Source organism: Paraconexibacter algicola (genome assembly GCF_003044185.1).
GTDB classification, from domain to species: Bacteria; Actinomycetota; Thermoleophilia; order Solirubrobacterales; family Solirubrobacteraceae; genus Paraconexibacter; species Paraconexibacter algicola.
This window is the reverse complement of the sequence record NZ_PYYB01000003.1, coordinates 256633-275199: the sequence shown is the minus strand read 5'-3', so window position 1 is coordinate 275199 and position 18567 is coordinate 256633. Positions and strand designations below refer to the sequence as shown.

The following is an 18567-nucleotide window of genomic DNA, read 5'->3' as shown; positions in this document are numbered from 1 at the left end:
GAGTGAGAGTCCCGTTCCGTGCCGGGGCTCTTGCGCGTCCGCGACGGGGCTCAGAACAGCCGCAGGACCTCGAAGCGCCCGAGCGCGTAGCGCGGCGGCTCCGGGGCGCGGCCGCCGCCCGCGCGGTCGGGGGACGCCTCCGCGGAGGCGTCCGGGGCGGGCCGGGGGCGTCGGCGGCGCGGGACACGGGGGACGACGAACAGGGCGATGCGGCGCGGGTCGGCGAGCCACTCGAGTCGGTCGATCTCGGCGGGGAGCGCGGTGCGCGTCGGCTGCGCGCGCCGCCAGGTGCGGCGCTCGTCCAGGGACGCCGCCCAGCGCACGAACGACGGATCGGCCTCGGCCTCCAGGACGCGGTCCAGCGCGTACCAGCGCATCGGGGACCGGAAGCCGTGCGGGTTGGGCGCCAGCGCGTCGGGGGCCCCGAGGAGCCGCTCGACGAGGCCCTCGGTCCAGCCGCGCTGGCGCTTCAGGTCGCTGGCCGCGACCAGCGGGGTGGGGCGCACCGCGGGCACCCACCGAGGGTAGCCGCCCGCGGGATCCGCCCCGTCCCGGACCCGGGACTCAGCGGACGAGGCGCTTCTGCAGCGCCGCGAACAGCGGCAGGTGCCGGGCGGGGAGGAGGCGCACGAGCGCGTCGACGGCCTTGGCGTCGTTGCCGACGAGCACGCGCGGCCGGTCGGCCTCGACGCCGCCGATGACGATGTCCGCCGCCCGCTCCGCCGGCATCTTCAGGAGCTTCTCGTTGTAGAGGCGGTTGCGCGCCTCCTGCTCGGCCGTGATCTCCACGCCGCTCTCGCGCGCGTGCTCGAGCGCGTTGTCGGCGATCGCGGTCTTGATCCCGCCCGGGTGCACGACCGTGACGCCGACGCGGTGCCCGCCGGCGGCCATCTCCGCCCGCAGCGTCTCGGTGAAGCCGCGGACCGCGAACTTCGACGTGCAGTAGTGGCTCATCTCCGGCTGCGCGAGGTAGCCGTTCAGTGACGAGATGTTGATCACGTGCCCGTCACCGGAGGCGACGACGTGGGGGAGGAACGCCTTCGTGCCGTGGATGACGCCCCACAGGTTGATGCCCAGGACGCGCTCGTAGTCGGCGTAGTCGCTCTCCAGCACGGTCGCCGAGTGCGCGACGCCCGCGTTGTTGTAGATCTGGTGCACGACCCCGTACTCGCCGACGACCTGCGCGGACCACGCCTCGACGGCGTCGCGGTCGCTGACGTCGACCGTCGCGGTGTGCACCGCGGCGCCGAGCGCCCGGACCGCGTCGGCGGTCGCCTGCAGGCCCTGCGCGTCGACGTCGGAGAGGGCGAGCTTCGCGCCGCGGCGGGCGAGGCCCGTGGCGAGCGCCCGCCCGATCCCGGAGCCCGCGCCGGTGACGGCGCAGACCTTGCCGGCGACCGCGCTCACGCGACGGCCTCGACCGCGCGCCGGTCGGCGGCGGGCTCGAAGCGCAGCGCCGGGTCGGTGACCGGCTGGTCGCGCAGGTGCCGGACGTCCTCGTTGTAGTCCATGGCGAGGTGCCAGGGGGCCGAGGCGCCCTGCTTGGGCAGCAGGTGCAGGGAGCGCTGCACGTAGCCGGCGGAGAAGTCCAGCAGCGGGCGGGTCGGCATGTCCGGGTCGTCCAGCACGGGCATGAAGGTCCCGAGGCCGTGGGCGTCCATGTGCGCGAGGACGCGGCAGAGGTGCTCGCAGACGAGGTCGACCTTCAGCGTCCAGGACGAGTTCGTGTAGCCGATCGCGAACGCGAAGTTCGGGATCCCGCTGAGCATCATGCCCTTGTAGGCCAGCGCCTTCGTCACGTCGACGACCTCGCCGTCGACCTCGGCCTCGACGCCGCCGAACAGCAGCAGGTTCAGGCCCGTGGCGGTGACGATGATGTCCGCCTCCAGCTCGCCGCCGGAGCTCAGCCGGATGCCGGTCGGGGTGAACGTCTCGATGCCGTCGGTGACGATGTCCGCCGTCCCCTTGCGGAAGGCGCGGAAGAGGTCGCCGTTGGGCACCGCGCACAGCCGCTGGTCCCAGGGGCCGTACTTCGGCTTGAAGTGCACGTCGACGTCGATGTGCTCGGGCAGCTGCTTGTCGGTGAGCGCGCGGATGATCTTGCGCGCCCGGTCCGGGTACTTCTGGCAGAACTTGTAGAGCATGCGCTGCTGGAAGATGTTCTTGCGACGCGTGAGCTCGTGGCCGCGACGGTCCCCGAAGACCTTGCGCAGCGCGTCGGCGATCGCGTCCTTCTCCGGCAGCGACATCACGTAGGAGGGGGAGCGCTGCAGCTGCGTGACCTTCGCGGCGCCCTGCTTGGCGAGCGCCGGGATCAGCGTGACCGCGGTGGCGCCGGAGCCGATGACGACGATCTTCTTGCCGGTGACGTCGAGGTCCTCGGGCCAGTGCTGGGGGTGGACGATCCGTCCGCCGAAGTCCTCGGCGCCCGGGAACGTGGGGGAGTAGCCCTCGTCGTAGCGGTAGTAGCCGCTGGCGCAGAACAGGACCGACGCGGTCATGCGGACGGTCTCGCCGTCCTCGGCGCGCTGCGCCTCGACGGTCCAGCGCTGCTCGGGGGTCGACCAGCTGGCGCGCGTGACGCGGTGGCCGTAGCGGATGTGCTGGTCGATGCCCGCGTCGGCGGCGGTGTCGCGCAGGTAGCGCAGGATGTCGGGGCCGTCCGCGATCGCCTTCTCGCCGGTCCAGGGCTTGAACGCGTACGCGAAGGTGGAGAGGTCGCTGTCGGAGCGGATGCCCGGGTAGCGGAAGAGGTCCCAGGTGCCGCCGCTTGAGTCGCGGGCCTCGAGGATCGCGTAGGTCTTGCCGGGCTGCTTGTCCTGGAGGTGCCACGCGGTGCCGATGCCCGAGAGGCCGGCGCCGACGATCAGGACGTCGACGTGGTCGGTCGCGGTGAGGGAGCTCATGACGGGAAGCATGACCGACCGATCGGTCAGGACCAAGGGCGATCTGCCCCGATGTACGATCCTGTCTGTGCAACCTGCCCATGAGTCGTGGCCGACGCCGTCGCCCGCCGTCCGCGAGCTCATCCGCACGGCCGCCGAAGCGCTCCTCGCGGTTCCCGAGGAGGGCTACGACGCGATCGACGCGGTCACGCTCGCCGACCTCGACCCGGCGATCCTCGGCGACCCTGCGCTCGTCGCCGCGATCCGCCGGACGAACCGCGCGAACCTCACGCACTGGCTGCGGGTCAATGTGCAGCGGCCGGGGGAGCGGGTCCCCCCGGCACCGCCCAGCGAGACGTTCGGCGTCGCGCGCGACCTCGTGCGCCGCGGCCTGGACCAGACCGCCGTCGACGCGTACCGCACCGGGCAGAACGCCGCATGGCGGCTGTGGATGGCGCAGGCGTTCGCGCTCACCTCCGACCCGGCCGAGCTCGGCGAGCTGCTCGACGTGACGGCCCGCTCGATCTTCGACTTCGTCGACCGCACGCTGCTCGGGATCGCCGAGGAGATGCAGCGCGAGCGGGCGCACCTCACCCGCGGCACCCAGGCCGAGCGCCTGGAGGTCACGACGCTCGTCCTCGGCGGGGCCCCGATCGCCGCCGACCGGGCCAGCCGGCGCCTGGGGTACGAGCTCGGCCGCACCCACACCGCCGCGGTCGTCTTCACCGACGCCCCGGAGCCCGACCAGGGCGAGCTCGACGCGGGCGCCGAGCTGCTCGCGCGCGCGTCCGGGGCCCGCCGGCCGCTGACCGTGCTGGCCAGCTCCGCCGCCCTGTGGACCTGGACCGCGGGGCAGGACGGCCCCGACCTCGACGCCCTGCGCGCCGGCCTCGCCGGGCTGCCGACCGTGCGGGTCGCGCTCGGCCCCACGCTCCCCGGGGTCGACGGCTTCCGCCGCAGCCACCAGGACGCGCTCGCCACCCAGCGGCTGATGCAGCGTGTGCCCGACGTGCGCCTGACGACGTTCGACGAGGTGCAGGTCGTCGCGCTCGCCACCCACGACGAGCAGGCCGCCGACGAGCTCGTGCGCCGCACGCTGGGCCCGCTGGCCGACGCGCCCGCCGAGCTGCGCGACACGCTGCGCGCCTACCTGCGCGAGGACTGCAACGCCACCCGCGCCGCGCAGGTCCTCTACGCGCACCGCAACACCGTCCTCAACCGGCTGGCCCGCGCCCAGGAGCTGCTCCCCGCGCCGCTGGCGGGCCGCGGCCTGCAGGTCGGCCTGGCGCTCGAGATCGTGCACTGGCTCGGCCCCCGCTGACGGGCGCGCCGCGCGCGTCCGGGGCCGCTCAGACGAGCACGGCGTGGCTCGTCACCGCGCGCGCGATCACGCGGTCGCCCTGCGTGATCTCCGCCTCCGCGGAGGCGATCCGGCCACCCGCCCGCAGGCAGCGCCCGCGGCACACCAGCGGCTCGCCGGCGACCGCGGCGCGCACGTACTGCACGGTCAGCTGGACGTGCGGGGCGGCGACCCCGGGCGGCACGTGCGCGTGCACCGCCCACCCGGTCGTGCTGTCCAGCAGCGCGGTCAGGTAGCCGCCGTGGACGATGCCGCCGCCGTTGAGGTGCTCCGGCCGCGGGTCGGCCTCGACGACCGCCCCGTCCTCGTCGGCCCGGATCGGCCGGAAGCCGAGATGGCGGGCGAACGGTCCCGGGCCGATGCGGCCGTCCTCGTCGACGCTCATCGCCCGCACGGTACCCGGCGCGGCGCGCCGCGCCGCGTCAGGCCTCGACCAGGCCGGTCCGGATCGCGTAGCGGGTGAGCGCGACGCGGTCGGAGGTGCCGAGCTTCTCGGCCATCCGCGCCCGGTGGCCCTCGACCGTCTTGACCGAGATGACGAGCAGCTCCGCGATCGCGCGCGAGCTGTGCCCCTCGGCGATGAGCTTCAGCACCTCGAGCTCGCGCGGCGAGAGCCGCGGGTCGTCCGCGGAGGCGGGCGCGGTCTCGCCGCGCAGCGCCGCCATCATGCTCCGCGTGGCCGCCGGGTGCAGGAACGCGTCCCCGCGGACCGCGGCGCGACAGGCGTCGAGGAGGTCGCGGTCGACCGCCGACTTCAGGACGTACGCGCTCGCGCCGCCGCGGACCGCCTCCAGCACGAACCGCTCGTTGTCGTGCATCGACAGGACGACGACCGGCAGGCCCGGACGACGCGCGCGGAGCAGCGGCAGCAGCTGCAGGCCGGTCATGCGCGGCATCGTGATGTCGACCACCGCGAGGTCGACCGGCAGCCGGTCGGCGAGCTCCAGCGCATGCGCCCCGTCCCCGGCCTCCCCGACGACCTCGAAGTCGCGGTCGCCGTCGAGGATCAGCCGCAGCCCGTGCCGTACCAGCGCGTGGTCGTCGACGAGCAGGACGCGCAGGCTCACGCCGGCACCCCGGGAGCGAGCCGCAGCTCGAGCGCGGTCCCGCCGCCCGTCGCCGCGCCGACGGTCACGCGGGCCCCCACGGTGAGTGCGCGCTCGCGGACCCCGCGCAGCCCTGCGCCCTCGACCAGGCGCCCGGTCGGCGGGCCGTCGTCGACGACGCGCAGCACGACGTCCTGCGCGCCCTCCGTCCCGAGCGTCAGCGACACCGTGGTGGCGCGGGCGTGCCGCAGCGCGTTGGTCAGCGCCTCCTGCGCCACGCGGTAGATCGCGGTCTGCCCGTCGGCGGGGAGCGGCGGCAGGTCCTCCTCGACGCGGCAGTCGATCGCCGGGCCGCCGAAGACGTCGAGCCGGGAGCACATCGAGCGCAGCGCCTCCGCGAGCCCGAGCTCCTCGAGCGGATCGGGGCGCAGCGCCGAGACGACGCCGCGCACCTCGCCGAGGATGTCCCGCGCGAGCTCCCGTGCGGCGGCGGCCTCGGGGTGGTCGCGCATGCGGTCGAGCTGCATCAGCAGCGCCGTGAGGTCCTGGCCGACCTGGTCGTGCAGGTCGCGGGCGATGCGCCGCCGCTCGTCCTCCAGCGCCGAGAAGGTCGCACCGGCCGCGGTGCGGCGCTCCTGCTCCAGCCGCTGGGCCATCTCGTTGAACGCGGTGGCGAGCGCCTCGACCTCCGCGGGACCGCCGGGGACCTCGACGCGGGTGCCGGGCGCGAGGACGTCGACCCGGCGCATGTCGGCGACGAGCGCCCCCAGCGGACGCAGCGTGCGGCGCACGAGCACCGCGTGCAGCGCCAGGAACGCGGCCACGCCGAGGGCGAGCTGCACGATCTCGTGGCCCTGGACCGTCCGGCTCACGGTCGCGGGCGTCAGCACCAGCGCCACGGCGGCCGCCAGGAACACGCCGGCGCTCGACGCGAGGATCCGCCACGTCACCGAGGTCCGCATCGCCCCATGCTCCCGGATGGGGGATCCCCGCGGGCGCCGTCGCGGGTTTCTCCCCCTGTCCCGCGCGGCTCCTCGCCGCCACGATCAGGACCACCACGGCGCCACGTACGTCGCAACCGACCCTGCGCACGATGCGAACACGTGTTCGACAGCGGGGCGAAACGCACGTCGCGGATGTTCGACACCGGGCGAAGGTGCGCCGCGCCGCCGCGCCGCAGACTCCACACGGCAGGACGCAGGAAAACTACTGTCGTTTGACTGAGGAGTTATCGATGCATCGCAGATCGCTCGCGCGCGGCGCCGCAGCGGCCACCCTGGCCTCGTTGCTGCTTCCCGCCGCGGCCCTGGCGCAGGAGCCGACCCCGATCGACGTCGTCGCCGGAGAGCTGAACGTCACGTGGGTGCTCGTCGCCACCGTGCTCGTCTTCTTCATGCAGGCCGGCTTCGCGTTCCTGGAGATCGGGTTCTCCCGCGGCAAGAACGTGGGTGCCGGGGTCGCGAAGATCCTCGTGAACTTCTCGATCGCCGCGATCGCCTGGTGGGCGGTCGGGTTCGCGATCGCGTTCGGTGGTGACGGCACCATCGCGGGGGACAGCGGCTTCTTCTTCCAGGTCGGCCACGAGGTCGCCGGTGAGGGCGCGACCGGGGAGACCGCGTCGTTCTTCATCTTCCAGTTCATGTTCGCGGCGGTCTCGCTCGCGATCGTCTGGGGCTCCACGCTGGAGCGCATCAAGTTCGCCGTCTACCCGATCTTCGCGCTCGTGTTCGCCGGCGTGATCTACCCGCTGATCGCCCACTGGGGCTTCGGCGGCGGGGTGTTCGCCGAGATCGGCGACGGCGTGCAGGACTTCGCCGGCTCGTCCGTCGTGCACCTCACCGGCGCCACCGCCGCGCTCGCCGCGTGCATCTTCCTCGGCCCGCGCCGCGGGAAGTACGGGCCGGACGGCAAGCCGCGGGCGATCCCCGGCCACTCGATGCCGCTCTTCGGGCTGGGCGTGCTGATCCTCTGGCTCGGCTGGTTCGGCTTCAACGGCGGCTCCACGCTCGGCACCAGTGGCAACGCGTTCGCCGAGGTCATCGCGGTCACCAACCTCGGTGCGGCGGGCGGCGTCATCGGCGCGATGATCGCCGTCGCCCTGACCGTGAAGAAGCTCGACGTCGGCATGATCGGCAACGGCGGCATCGCCGGGCTCGTCGCGATCACCGCGCCCGCCGGCTACGTGGAGTTCTGGGCGGCGCCGATCATCGGCCTCATCGGCGGCGTCATCGTCGTCTACGGCATCCTCGCGATCGACAAGAAGATCGACGACCCGATCGGGGCGACCTCGGCCCACGGGCTCGCCGGGATCTGGGGCACCCTGGCGTGCGGCATCTTCACCTCGCCGCGCCTGGCCGAGAACATCGGCATCGGCAAGGAGGGCCTCGTCTACGGCGGCGGGCTCGGGCAGCTCGGGACGCAGGCGGCCGCGGTCGGCCTGACCTTCGTCACCGTGTTCGTGCTGTCGAGCATCACGTTCCTGGCGATCAAGCACACGATCGGCCTGCGCGTGACCGAGGAGGAGGAGATCGCGGGCCTCGACATCTCCGACCACGGCATGTACGGATACCCCGAGCAGTTCATTCCTGAGGCCGAGCTCGTCGGGTACTCCCCGAGCGCCGGCACCCCCACGGAGGCGAAAGCATGAAGAAGGTCGAGGCGTTCATCCGGCACGAGGCGTTCGAGCCGATCCGGATGGAGCTCCTGCAGCTCGGATTCCCCTCGCTGTCGATCAGCGAGGTCAAGGGCTCCGGTCGGCAGAAGGGCATCACCGAGCGCTATCGCGGCGCGGAGCTCACGAACTACCTGCGGCCGAAGCTCAAGCTCGAGTGCGTCGTCGCCGACCGCGACGTGGCGACGGTCGTCGACACGGTGCTGAAGCACGGCCGCTCCGGGGCCGTCGGTGACGGCAAGGTCTTCGTCCTCCCGGTGGACGAGTCCTACCGCGTGCGGACCGGGGAGTCGGGGGAGGAGATCCTCCAGAGCCATCCGGGGGCGGCCGCCGACGTCTGACGGTGCCCGGGACCGTCCGGTCCTGGGTGACGCCGGATGGGGTCGAAGTGCAATTCCGCTCTGTCGGCGTCACCCAGTGCCGGACGGCCTCACCACGAGTCCACGTAGCGGCGCGTCCCCCGGGGCGCGCCGCCGCCGTTCCCGCTGTGCGCCGCCGCGTCGAGCGTCCGCGCGATCAGGTCGCGCGTCTGCGCCGGGTCGATCACGTCGTCGAGCTCGAACAGCTGCGCGGCGTTCAGCGCCCGCGCGTTCTGCTGGGCCAGCGCCGTGACCTCGCGGACGCGCCGCTCGCGCTCCTCCTCGTCCTCGATCGCCTCGAGCTCCTTGCGCAGCCCCAGGCGCACCGCGCCCTCCAGGCCCATCGGCCCGAGGTGCGCCGACGGCCAGGCGACCGTCAGCAGCGGCTCGTGCAGCGAGCCGAACGCCATCGCCTGCGCGCCGAGCCCGTAGCCGCGGCGCAGCACGACGGCGACCGTCGGCACGGTCAGGGCGGCCCCGGCGAGCAGCAGCCGCGACGCGTGACGCACGAGCCCGGTCGCCTCCGCCTTCGGGCCGACCATGATCCCCGGGGTGTCGATGAGCGACACGACCGGCAGGCCGAACGCCTCGCACAGCTGCAGGAACCGCGCGGCCTTGTCGGCCGCCGCGCTCGTGATCGCGCCCGCCGCGTACATCGTGTTGTTGCCGATCACCCCGACGGGACGGCCCTCGATCCGCGCCAGCGCGGTCGCCATCTCCGGCGCGAAGCGCGGCCGCAGGTGCGTCACCGAGCCCGTGTCGGCGAGCGCCTCGACGATCGGCGCGAGCTTGTACGCGCGGCGCGCGCGCTCCGGCACGAGCGTGCGCAGCAGCGCCTGGTCGCCCGCCGGCGCGTCGCGGTCCGGGACGGCGGGACGGAAGTAGCCGAGCAGCCGCCGCGTCACCTCGACCGCCTGCGCCTCGTCGTCGACGAGGACGTCGATCACGCCGTTCTTCGTCTGCACGTCGACCGGCCCGACGTCGTCCGGGGCGACCTCGCCCTGCCCGCCGCCCGCGATCATCGCCGGGCCGCCCATCCCGATCGACGTGCTGCGCGTCGCGACGATCAGGTCCGAGCAGCCCGCGATCACCGCGTTGCCCGCGAAGCAGCGGCCGTGCACGATCGCGATCCGCGGCACGTGCCCCGAGAGCTTCGCCCACAGCGCGAACGCGCGGACGTGCAGCGAGGAGACGACCGGGTGGTCGGTGTCCCCGGGACGGCCGCCGCCGCCCTCGGCGAAGAACACGACGGGCAGCGCCAGGCGCTCGATCAGCTCGAACAGCCGGTCCTTCTTCAGGTGCCCGAGCGCGCCCTGCGTGCCGGCGAGCACCGTGTAGTCGTAGGCGAGCACGGCGGCCGGGTGGCCGTCGATCGCGGCGGTCCCCGCGAGCATGCCGTCGGCGGGGGTCGCGGCCTGCAGGTCCTCGACCGTGCGGCGGCCGCGCTGGGCGGCGATCGCGTAGCGGCCGTACTCGACGAACGACCCCTCGTCGACGAGGTCGGCGACGTTCTCGCGCGCCGTGCGCCCGCCGCGCGCGCGACGGCGCGCGACCGCCTCGGGGCGCGCGTCGTCCTCGGTCAGCGCCCGGCGGCGCAGCAGCTCCTCGAGATCCTCCATGCCGGGACTTCTACTGGACCGCGCACCGGCGAGCGGTTTGTGGTGATTCCACAAAAGCCCCGCGTGCTTGAGCCCGCCGCTCCATATCGCGGCCCCGCCCCCGGCGCCTACGGTGCGTCCATCGCGGGCCGTGAGGGACGGTCCGGCTGCCCGACACACGACGTGAGGAGAGAGCGATGGGTCTGACGACGGGAGAGTTCCCGCCGGTCGAACCGGCCAAGTTCATGGACATGCCCTACCAGGAGCGGATCAAGGTCCTCTCCCGGCACTGGGCCGAGTACGGGTTCGGTGCCCCCAAGATCACCGCGATCGTCTACATCGTGAAGCTGCTCGTCCTGTACATGGGCGGCGGCATCCTCGTCGGCGCGCTCACGTCCGGGCTCGATCCGTTCTCGCCGAGCGAGTGGTGGGACGCGCCGATCTTCTACCAGAAGGTGGTCCTCTGGACGGCGTTCCTGGAGGCCATGGGTCTTGCCGGCTCCTGGGGTCCGCTGGCCGGCCACTTCAAGCCGATGACGGGCGGCGTCCTCTACTACGCGCGCACCGGCACGATCCGCAACCCGCCGTTCCCGACCAAGGTCCCCGGGACCGAGGGCGGCACCCGCACCGCGCTGGACGCGGGCCTCTTCATCGCCCTGATGGCCGCCTACGTCGTCGCGCTCGCCGTGCCCGGCACCGCCGACGGCGAGACCGGCATCGACCTGCTCCCGGTCGCGGCGATCATTCCGATCCTCGTCCTGCAGCCGCTGCTGGGCCTGCGCGACAAGATCGCCTTCCTGCAGGCGCGCTCCGAGCAGTACCTGCCGGCGCTCGTCTTCTTCGCGTTCTTCCCGTTCGTCGACATGATCGTCGCGGCGAAGATCCTCATCGTCACCGTCTGGTGCGGTGCCGCCTTCTCGAAGTTCGGCCACCACTTCGGCAACGTCATCCCGCCGATGGTCTCCAACACCCCGTGGCTCAGCTCGCGCAAGGTCAAGAAGATGCACTACCGCAACTTCCCGGAGGACCTCCGCCCGTCGAAGGCCGCCGTCCGCATCGCGCACGGCCCGGGCACCCTGGTCGAGTTCGGCACGCCGCTCGTCCTGCTGTTCAGCGGCAACGAGACCCTCAGCGTCGCCGCGGCGATCCTGATGATCTGCTTCCACGTCTTCATCACCTCGACGTTCCCGCTCGCGGTGCCGCTGGAGTGGAACATCGGCTTCATCTTCATCACCGCGTTCCTGTTCATCGGCTGGCCCAACCACGAGGGCTTCGGGCTCGGTGACATGGACACGACGCTGATGATCCTGACGTTCGCCGCCTGCCTGTTCTTCCCGATCCTCGGCAACATGCGGCCCGACAAGGTGTCGTTCCTGCCGTCGATGCGGCAGTACGCGGGCAACTGGGCGTCGGCGATGTGGGCGTTCGCCCCGGGCGCCGAGAAGAAGCTCGACGACCACCTCGTCAAGCCGGCCCTCATGCAGCGTCAGCAGCTCGTCCCGCTCTACGGGGAGGACGAGGCCGAGGTCATCATGCAGCAGCTCATCGGCTGGCGGGCGATGCACTCGCAGGGCCGCGGGATGAACTCCGTGATGATCAAGACGCTCGGCGCGGACATGGACCACTACATCCCGCGCGAGGCGGAGTTCTCCTGCAACGCGATCACCGGCTTCAACTTCGGTGACGGGCACTTCCACGACGAGCACTTCCTGCGCACCGTGCAGGAGAAGTGCAACTTCGCCCCGGGCGAGTTCATGGTCGTCTGGGTCGAGTCCGAGCGCGTCGGCGAGGACAAGCAGTACTACTTCGTGATGGACGTGGCGGTCGGCGTCGTCGAGCGCGGCTACTGGAAGGTGACCGAAGCGGTCGCCGAGCAGCCGTGGCTGCCGAACGGGCCGATCGACACGACGGTCACGTGGAAGCTGGACGGCTACGAGCGCGTCCGCTACCCGGCACAGCCGCGACCGGTCCCCGCGGCCGGCGACGACGCGGACACCCCGGCACTGCCGGTATGAGCAGGGCGGTCGTGGTCGGCAGCGGGCCCAACGGGCTCGCCGCCGCCCTCACGCTCGCGTCGGAGGGTCTCGAGGTCACCGTCCTCGAGGCCGCCGACCGACTGGGTGGCGGCACGCGCAGCAGCGAGCTGACCGTCCCCGGCCTCCTGCACGACGAGTGCTCCGCGGCGCACCCGCTCGCACTCGACACGCCGTTCTCGCGGCGCTTCGACCTCGGGGCCCACGGCCTGCGCTGGCTGTGGCCCGAGGTGCAGTACTCCCACCCGCTGGACGGTGGCCGCGGGGCCGCCGCCTGGCGGTCGGTGGAGCGCACCGCCGACGCGCTGCCGGGACGCGACGGGCGACGTTGGAAGGCGATCTTCGGCTGGCTGGAGGGCCGCTTCGACCGGCTCGCCGCCGAGATCGTGCAGCCGGTGCTGCACGTGCCGCGCGCCCCCGTCGCGATGGGCGTCTTCGGCGCCTTCTCCGGTCTGCCCGCCTCGCTGCTGACCCGGGCGTGGGCGACCGAGGAGGGCCGCGCCCTGTTCGCCGGGGTCGCCGCCCACGCGTTCCGGCCGTTCGGGTCGCCGATGTCCTCCGCGATCGGCGTGACGCTCGGCACCGCGGCGCACCGCTACGGCTGGCCGGTCGCGCAGGGCGGCTCGCAGGCGATCTCCGCCGCGATGATCGCGCTCGCGACGGAGCACGGCGTGCGCTTCGAGACCGGGGTCACCGTCCGGTCGCTCGAGGAGGTCGCCGACCACGACGTCGTCATGCTCGACACCTCGCCGCGCGCGGCCGCCGACATCGCCGGGGACCGCATGCCGGCGCGCGTCGCGCGCGCCTACCGGCGCTTCCGGCACGGGCCGGGCGCGTTCAAGGTCGAGTTCGCGGTCGACGGCGGGGTGCCGTGGGCGCACGCCGAGTCGCGCCTGGCGGGCACCGTGCACGTGTGCGGGGACTGGCGCGAGACCGCGGCCGCCGAGCGCATGACCTGCCGCGGCGAGATGCCCGAGCGCCCGTACGTGCTGGTCTGCCAGCAGTCGCTCGCGGACCCCTCGCGCGCCAACGGCGACCTGCATCCCCTGTACGCGTACGCGCACGTGCCGTCGGGCTACACGGGCGACGCGACCGCGGCGATCGAGGCGCAGATCGAGCGCTTCGCGCCCGGGTTCCGCGACCGCATCGTCGGGCGGCACGTCCGCTCCGCCGTGGCGATGCAGGAGCACAACGTCAACTACGTCGGCGGCGACATCGTCACCGGCGCCAACGACCCGCTGCAGATGGTCTTCCGCCCGCGCGCGACGCTCGACCCGTACGCGACCGGCATCGACGGCGTCTACCTCTGCAGCGCGGCGACGCCGCCCGGGGCGGGCGCGCACGGCATGTGCGGCTACAACGCGGCGCTGTCGGCGCTCGCGCGGATCGACCCGTCCGCCGCGCGCCGCGTGCGCGACGCGTCGGAGTCGTCGATCCCCGAGCCCGAGTACGCCGGCGGCTGGTAGCCGGGAGCCTGCGATGATGCTCCGCGGGATGGTCGAGGCGGAGCTGCAGGACGTCGTCCGGGCCCGGATCGCGGAGGTCGCGGGCCGGATCGACAGCGCCCGCATGGGCGAGGACATGGCCGCCCAGCTGATGGCGACGATTCCGGAGTTCCTGCCCGCCACCGACCCGGACTTCCGGGCCGGGCTCGTCATGAGCTGCACGGCGAACCTCGTCGCGATCCAGGAGTCGCTCGTCGGCGGCGTCCCGATGCAGCCGACCACGACCGAGGCGCCCGACGACGCGCGCGCCTGGGCGCACGAGCTCGTCCACCGCGGCATGCCGCTGGCCTCGCTGCTGCGCGCGTACCGGCTCGGGCACAGCCTGTTCGAGCGCGAGTTCGAGCAGCGCGCCGCGGAGCTCGAGCTCGAGCCCGAGGTCGCCTGGCGGGTGCTCGCCGACGCGGGCCGCGAGCTCTTCATCTACATCGACGCGGTCTGCACCCAGCTCGTCGACGACTACGAGAACGAGCGCGAGCAGTGGCTGCGCGGTGCGGCCGCCGAGCAGGCGGAGCTCGTCCAGGCGATCGTCGCGGGAGAGCCTGTGGACCACCGTGACGCGGCCGCGACCCTGCGCCACGACGTCGACGGGCGTCAGCTCGCGTTCATCGTCTGGACCGAGCCGGGCGCGCGCATCGGCGCGTCCGTGGCGCCGACGACGATCGCGCGCGAGCTCGCCGGCGAGCTCGGCGGGACGCAGACGCTGATCGTGCCCGTGGGGGAGCGGGTCGCGTGGGCGTGGACGACCGGGGACCGGCTCGACGCGCGCGCGGCGCCGCGCCGGCCGTCCGCGCTCGGTGGGCGCGCGCGGGCCGCGCTGGGCGCGGTCCATCCCGGGGTCGCGGGCATGTGCCGCAGCCACCGCGAGGCGCGGGCCGCGCGCGAGGTCGGCGAGACGTTCGGCGTCCGGGCCGGCACCCTGATCGGCTACCCGTCGGTCGCGCTGACGTCGCTGGTGAGCGCCGAGCCGGGCCGGGCGGCGGAGTTCGTCGTCGCCGAGCTCGGCGAGCTCGGGGCGGACACCGACGCGATGGCGCGGCTGCGCGCGACGATCCGCGTCTACCTCGACGAGCGGCTCAGCCCGGCCCGGACGGCGCGCCGCCTGGGCATCCACCAGAACACCGTCGTGTACCGGGCCAAGCGCGCCGAGGAGCTGCTCGGGCGGTCGCTGGACGACCGCCGGCTCGAGCTCGAGATCGCGCTGCGGCTGCACGACGGGCTCGACGGGCTGCGCGGCGCCGCGACCGCCGCGGGCTGACCCGCCGCGGTTCAGCGGCGCTTGCGGTCGAACTTCTCGCGCCGCACGGTCGCCTTGCGGCCCTTGATCGTGCTGGAGCGCATCGCGGCGATGACCTCGTCGGCCCGGTTCTCGGGCAGCTCGACGAGCGAGAAGCGGTCGGTGATCTCGATCGCGCCGATCTGCCGGCCGGTCAGCGACGACTCGCCGGTGATCGCCCCGACGAGGTCCTGCGGCCGGATCCCGGCGCTGCGTCCGGCCCCGATGAAGATCCGCGTGGTCGGGCCCTCCGCGTCGAGGCGGCGGCCGCCACCGGGCTTGCCGCCGCCCGCGCCGGGGCGGGCAGGGCCACGGTCGCGGTCGGGCTTGGGGCCGCGGTCGAGCGAGGCCTGCGGGATCTCCTCCTCGTCGTCCTCGTCGACCCCGGCCTGCGCCTGATGGGCGAGCCGCACGGCGGCCATCGCGACCTGCATCACGTCGAACTCGTCGGCGAGCGTCTCGACGACGACGCGGAAGCGCTCGAGCTCGTCCTCCTGCAGCAGCGACTCCTGCAGCGCCGCGCGGGTGAGCTCCAGGCGCCGGGCGTGCAGGTCGGCGATCGTCGGGACCTTCTCGATCTTCACCGGCTGGCGCGTGATCTTCTCGATCGTCTTGAGCATCCGGTGCTCGCGCGGCTGGGCGAGCGTGATCGCGACGCCCTCGCGTCCGGCCCGGCCGACGCGGCCGATGCGGTGCACGTACGTCTCCGGCGACGCGGGCACGTCGTAGTTGACGACGTGGGTCAGCGTGTCGATGTCGAGGCCGCGGGCGGCGACGTCGGTGGCGATGAGCAGCTCGGTGGTGCCCGCGCGCAGGCGCTGCAGGACCTTGCTGCGCTGCTCCTGGCTGAGCCCGCCGTGCAGCGCCTCGGCGCGGTAGCCGCGGCCGTTGAGCGTCTCGGTCAGGGCGTCCACCTCGGCGCGGGTGCGGCAGAAGACGATCGCGGCGGTCGGCACCTCGAGGTCGAGGATGCGCCCGAGCGCCGCGGCCTTGTGTGGGCGGTGCACGACGTATGCGGCCTGCCGGACCTTCGGCGCCTCGCCCTCCGGCGTCGCGGCGCGCTTGACCTCGATGTGGACCGGGTCGGCCAGGTGCTTCTTCACCATGCGCGCGATGCGCGGCGGCATCGTCGCGGAGAAGAGGACGGTCTGGCGGTCGGCCGGGGCGGCCTCGAGGATCGACTCGATGTCCTCGGCGAAGCCCATGTCGAGCATCTCGTCGGCCTCGTCGAGGACGACGGTGTGCAGGCGCGAGAGGTCGAGCGTGCCGCGGCCGATGTGGTCCAGTGCGCGGCCGGGGGTGGCGACGACGACGTCGACGCCGCCGCTGAGCGCGCGCAGCTGCCGCACGATCGGCTGGCCGCCGTAGATCGGGAGCACGCGGGCGCCGATGCCGCGCCCGTACTTGTGCATCGCCTCGGAGACCTGGGTGGCGAGCTCGCGCGTGGGGGCGAGGACGAGCACGCGGGGCGCCTTGTCCTCGGTGCCGCTCGCGGCGAGGCGCTCCAGGGCGGGCAGCGCGAAGGCCGCGGTCTTGCCCGTGCCGGTGGCGGCCTGGCCGAGGAGGTCGCGGCCCTCCAGCAGCGGCGGGATCGTCTGCGCCTGGATCGGCGTGGGCTCCTCGTAGCCGAGGGCGGTGAGCGCGTCGAGGAGCTCGGCGCGGAGGCCGAGATCGGTGAAGAGGGTGGGGGGGAGATCGTCCTGCACCTCCTCACCCTGACAGCCAGGGGCGGTTCCCCGCGCCCCGGCTGTTTGTTAGGGTGCCCTTACACATGGGTCGATACACCGGACCAGTCGAGAAGCTCGAGCGGCGCGAGGGCGTCGATCTCGGCCTGAAGGGCACCCGACGCCTGCTCGGGAAGACGTCCCTGGAGCGGCGCGGCGCCGTGCCGCCCGGCCAGCACGGGGCCGCGCGCCGAGGGCGCCCGTCGGTCTACAGCGTGCAGCTGCGCGAGACGCAGAAGTTGAAGCTCCTCTACGGCGTGCGCGAGCGGCAGTTCCGCCGCTACGTCGAGCAGGCCGCCCGCCGCCGCGACGTCACCACCGGCGAGGCGCTGTTGCAGACGCTGGAGCGGCGCCTGGACAACGTCGTCTACCGGCTCGGCCTCGCCAACACGCGCGCGCAGGCGCGGCAGTTCGTCGGCCATGGGCACATCTGGCTGGACGGGCGCCGCTGCGACATCGCGTCCGCGCTGGTCGCCGAGGGCTCGGTCATCACCCTGGCGCCGGGCGCGCCGGTCGAGCCGGTGGCGCGGCAGGCCGCCGAGGAGGTCGGGACCGTGCCGCCCTGGCTGCAGGCCGACCTCGACGCGCTCACCGGCCGCGTGCTGCGGCTGCCCGTGCGCGACGAGATCCACGTCCCCGTGGTCGAGCAGCACGTCGTCGAGCGGTACGCGCGGCGATGACCCCGGCGCCGTTCACCCGCGTGGCCGGGCTGCGCGACCCCGGGCTGGGGGCGCTGCTGCACGCGCTGTCGGGCGCGCTGGACCCGCCGTCCGTCGCCGGCGGCCTGGACTGGATCGCGCCGCTGGCCAACCGCCTGCGCACCGTGCCCACGCGGGACCCCGCTTTGCAGCTCGACGCGCTCGGCGAGCGGGTCGTCGCGTCGTTCGCCGTGCTCGGTCCGCGCGCGGTCCCGGCCGGCATCGACGACCTGGTCCCCGACCGCGTGCTCGCGACCGCCGCCGGGCACGAGCTCGCGGTCGCGCTCGTCGCCGCGGCGGCGGCGCACCGCGCCGGCTGGGCCGTGGACGTCGTGCGGTCCCCGGGCCTCGTCGCCCTCGCCCACCGGGACCTCGATCTGCCGCTGGTGAGCGTCCCGCGCGAGGAGGGCCGGCTGCTCGACGCCCGCGACCTCGACCACGGTGGCGACGTCGCCTGGCTCTGCCCGCACGAGGGGGCCGCCGCGCTGCTCGACCTCGTGGCGCTGCGCGCCCACGAGATCGGCCGCCTGGACCTGCGGGCGCGCGCCCGCGAGCTGCTCCTCGCGCTCCCGCTGCCACCGCGCGAGCACCTACGCCGCCGCGTCGACGCCGCCCGCGCCCAGTCGGCCTGGAACTGAGCGCGGGCGGCCGCCGGCCCCGCCCTGCCCCGCGCTGGAGGGGGTGAACGGACATTTCCAGCCCCTGGAGGGGCGGAGGATGGACAGCCTGGCGGGTGCCTCGTGACGGCGGGGGCGTGCGGCCTCGGCGGCGCTCCGGTCGGCGGGTGCGCCTCGACCAGGGGTCTGACTGCGGTCCGTCACGATGCGCGTCCGCCGGGGAATCCGGAGAACCCACCCGGACTGTCCATCTCCCGCCCCTCCACGGGCTGGAAAGGTCCGTTCACCGCCCCCCAGGGGTACGGGGGTGCGGCGGGTGGCTCAGGCGTCGTCCTCGCCGCGGCGGTGCACCAGGCGGGAGAGGACGACCTGGGAGCGGGTGCGCACGACGGTGCCGTCCGCCTGCAGGGAGCGGATCAGGCGCTCGAGGTCCGCGTTGTCGCGGGTACGCACGCGGGCGATCGCGTCGGCCTCGCCGGTGACGCTCCAGGCCTCCACGACCTCGGGCACCGCCCGCAGCGACGCGGCGACCCGGTCCAGCGTCACGCCGGGCCCGTAGAACAGCTCCACCAGCGCCTCGGCGCCGTAGCCGAGCGCGGCGTGGTCGACGACCGCGGTGAAGCCGCGCAGGGTCCCGTCGCGGCGCAGCCGGTCCACGCGGCGCTTCACCGCGGGGGAGGAGAGCGACACGCGCCGGGCGATGTCGTCGTACGTGCGACGGCCGTCGTCGGTCAGCAGCGCAAGAATCTGGCGGTCCATGTCGTCCATGCGCAGGATTCTGCCGTACTCCGGCAGCGG

The 18567-nt window shown here is 73.9% G+C and carries 17 protein-coding genes; 8 read left to right on the top strand and 9 right to left on the bottom strand.

Annotation, left to right across the window (positions count from 1 at the left end; translation table 11 throughout):
- Positions 1–50: 50 nt before the first annotated feature.
- Genes C7Y72_RS18325 through C7Y72_RS18315 form a run of 3 tightly spaced genes read right to left on the bottom strand, consistent with a single transcriptional unit; the run spans position 51 to position 2906 of the window.
- Positions 51–515 carry a hypothetical protein gene (locus C7Y72_RS18325; protein ID WP_107570641.1) on the bottom strand — a complete coding sequence of 155 codons (465 nt, stop codon included), beginning with the start codon at positions 513–515 and terminating at the stop codon, positions 51–53.
- 49 nt (positions 516–564) lie between these two features.
- Positions 565–1407 carry an SDR family NAD(P)-dependent oxidoreductase gene (locus tag C7Y72_RS18320; protein ID WP_107570640.1) on the bottom strand — a complete coding sequence of 281 codons (843 nt, stop codon included), beginning with the start codon at positions 1405–1407 and terminating at the stop codon, positions 565–567.
- Positions 1404–2906, bottom strand: a complete 1503-nt coding sequence (locus tag C7Y72_RS18315) for a flavin-containing monooxygenase (protein WP_107570639.1) — start codon at positions 2904–2906, stop codon at positions 1404–1406. The genes C7Y72_RS18320 and C7Y72_RS18315 overlap by 4 nt, the downstream gene beginning before the upstream one ends.
- A gap of 67 nt (positions 2907–2973) precedes the next feature.
- Here C7Y72_RS18315 and C7Y72_RS18310 point away from each other — a divergent pair, with 67 nt between their 5' ends.
- A complete protein-coding gene (locus C7Y72_RS18310; RefSeq protein ID WP_199224007.1) occupies positions 2974–4206 on the top strand; it encodes a PucR family transcriptional regulator in 1233 nt (410 codons plus the stop codon).
- Positions 4207–4234: 28 nt separating this feature from the next.
- On the opposite strand, the gene C7Y72_RS18305 is transcribed toward C7Y72_RS18310, so the two are convergent.
- The 3 genes from C7Y72_RS18305 to C7Y72_RS18295 are packed head-to-tail and all read right to left on the bottom strand — an operon-like array spanning position 4235 to position 6253.
- Positions 4235–4630, bottom strand: coding sequence for a PaaI family thioesterase (locus C7Y72_RS18305; protein ID WP_107570637.1), 396 nt, complete (start codon positions 4628–4630; stop codon positions 4235–4237).
- Between the two features lie 37 nt (positions 4631–4667).
- Entirely contained in the window at positions 4668–5312 is a 645-nt protein-coding gene (locus C7Y72_RS18300; RefSeq protein ID WP_107570636.1) for a response regulator, read from the bottom strand.
- Positions 5309–6253 (bottom strand): sensor histidine kinase, encoded by a 945-nt coding sequence (locus tag C7Y72_RS18295; RefSeq protein ID WP_107570635.1) that lies wholly within the window; start codon positions 6251–6253, stop codon positions 5309–5311. Before C7Y72_RS18295 ends, C7Y72_RS18300 begins: the two co-directional genes overlap by 4 nt.
- A 272-nt stretch (positions 6254–6525) precedes the next feature.
- Between C7Y72_RS18295 and C7Y72_RS18290 the strand changes: the two genes are divergently transcribed.
- Both C7Y72_RS18290 and C7Y72_RS18285 read left to right on the top strand, forming a co-directional pair.
- Complete coding sequence (locus tag C7Y72_RS18290) at positions 6526–7938, top strand: ammonium transporter (RefSeq protein WP_107570634.1); 1413 nt, start codon at positions 6526–6528, stop codon at positions 7936–7938.
- Positions 7935–8303: a P-II family nitrogen regulator gene (locus C7Y72_RS18285; protein ID WP_107570633.1), complete on the top strand. Its 369-nt coding sequence runs from the start codon at positions 7935–7937 to the stop codon at positions 8301–8303. Before C7Y72_RS18290 ends, C7Y72_RS18285 begins: the two co-directional genes overlap by 4 nt.
- A gap of 89 nt (positions 8304–8392) precedes the next feature.
- Here C7Y72_RS18285 and C7Y72_RS18280 read toward each other — a convergent pair whose 3' ends face one another.
- Entirely contained in the window at positions 8393–9940 is a 1548-nt protein-coding gene (locus tag C7Y72_RS18280) for an acyl-CoA carboxylase subunit beta (RefSeq protein ID WP_107570632.1), read from the bottom strand.
- Positions 9941–10116: 176 nt separating this feature from the next.
- On the opposite strand from C7Y72_RS18280, the gene C7Y72_RS18275 reads away from it, so the two are divergent.
- Genes C7Y72_RS18275 through C7Y72_RS18265 form a run of 3 tightly spaced genes read left to right on the top strand, consistent with a single transcriptional unit; the run spans position 10117 to position 14712 of the window.
- A complete protein-coding gene (locus C7Y72_RS18275) occupies positions 10117–11934 on the top strand; it encodes a DUF3556 domain-containing protein (protein ID WP_107570631.1) in 1818 nt (605 codons plus the stop codon).
- Positions 11931–13418, top strand: a complete 1488-nt coding sequence (locus tag C7Y72_RS18270) for a phytoene desaturase family protein (RefSeq protein ID WP_107570630.1) — start codon at positions 11931–11933, stop codon at positions 13416–13418. The genes C7Y72_RS18275 and C7Y72_RS18270 overlap by 4 nt, the downstream gene beginning before the upstream one ends.
- A 16-nt stretch (positions 13419–13434) precedes the next feature.
- Positions 13435–14712 carry a PucR family transcriptional regulator gene (locus tag C7Y72_RS18265; RefSeq protein ID WP_107570629.1) on the top strand — a complete coding sequence of 426 codons (1278 nt, stop codon included), beginning with the start codon at positions 13435–13437 and terminating at the stop codon, positions 14710–14712.
- An 11-nt stretch (positions 14713–14723) separates the two neighbouring features.
- Here C7Y72_RS18265 and C7Y72_RS18260 read toward each other — a convergent pair whose 3' ends face one another.
- Positions 14724–16436, bottom strand: a complete 1713-nt coding sequence (locus C7Y72_RS18260) for a DEAD/DEAH box helicase (protein WP_107570628.1) — start codon at positions 16434–16436, stop codon at positions 14724–14726.
- A 65-nt stretch (positions 16437–16501) separates the two neighbouring features.
- On the opposite strand from C7Y72_RS18260, the gene rpsD reads away from it, so the two are divergent.
- The gene (gene rpsD, locus C7Y72_RS18255) at positions 16502–17134 is read left to right on the top strand and encodes a 30S ribosomal protein S4 (RefSeq protein ID WP_107570627.1); all 633 of its coding nucleotides are present in this window, start codon (positions 16502–16504) and stop codon (positions 17132–17134) included.
- Positions 17131–17790 carry a hypothetical protein gene (locus tag C7Y72_RS18250; RefSeq protein ID WP_107570626.1) on the top strand — a complete coding sequence of 220 codons (660 nt, stop codon included), beginning with the start codon at positions 17131–17133 and terminating at the stop codon, positions 17788–17790. The genes rpsD and C7Y72_RS18250 overlap by 4 nt, the downstream gene beginning before the upstream one ends.
- 300 nt (positions 17791–18090) lie before the next feature.
- On the opposite strand, the gene C7Y72_RS18245 is transcribed toward C7Y72_RS18250, so the two are convergent.
- On the bottom strand, positions 18091–18543 hold the full coding sequence (locus C7Y72_RS18245) for an Lrp/AsnC family transcriptional regulator (RefSeq protein WP_107570847.1): 453 nt from the start codon (positions 18541–18543) through the stop codon (positions 18091–18093).
- Positions 18544–18567: the final 24 nt, after the last annotated feature.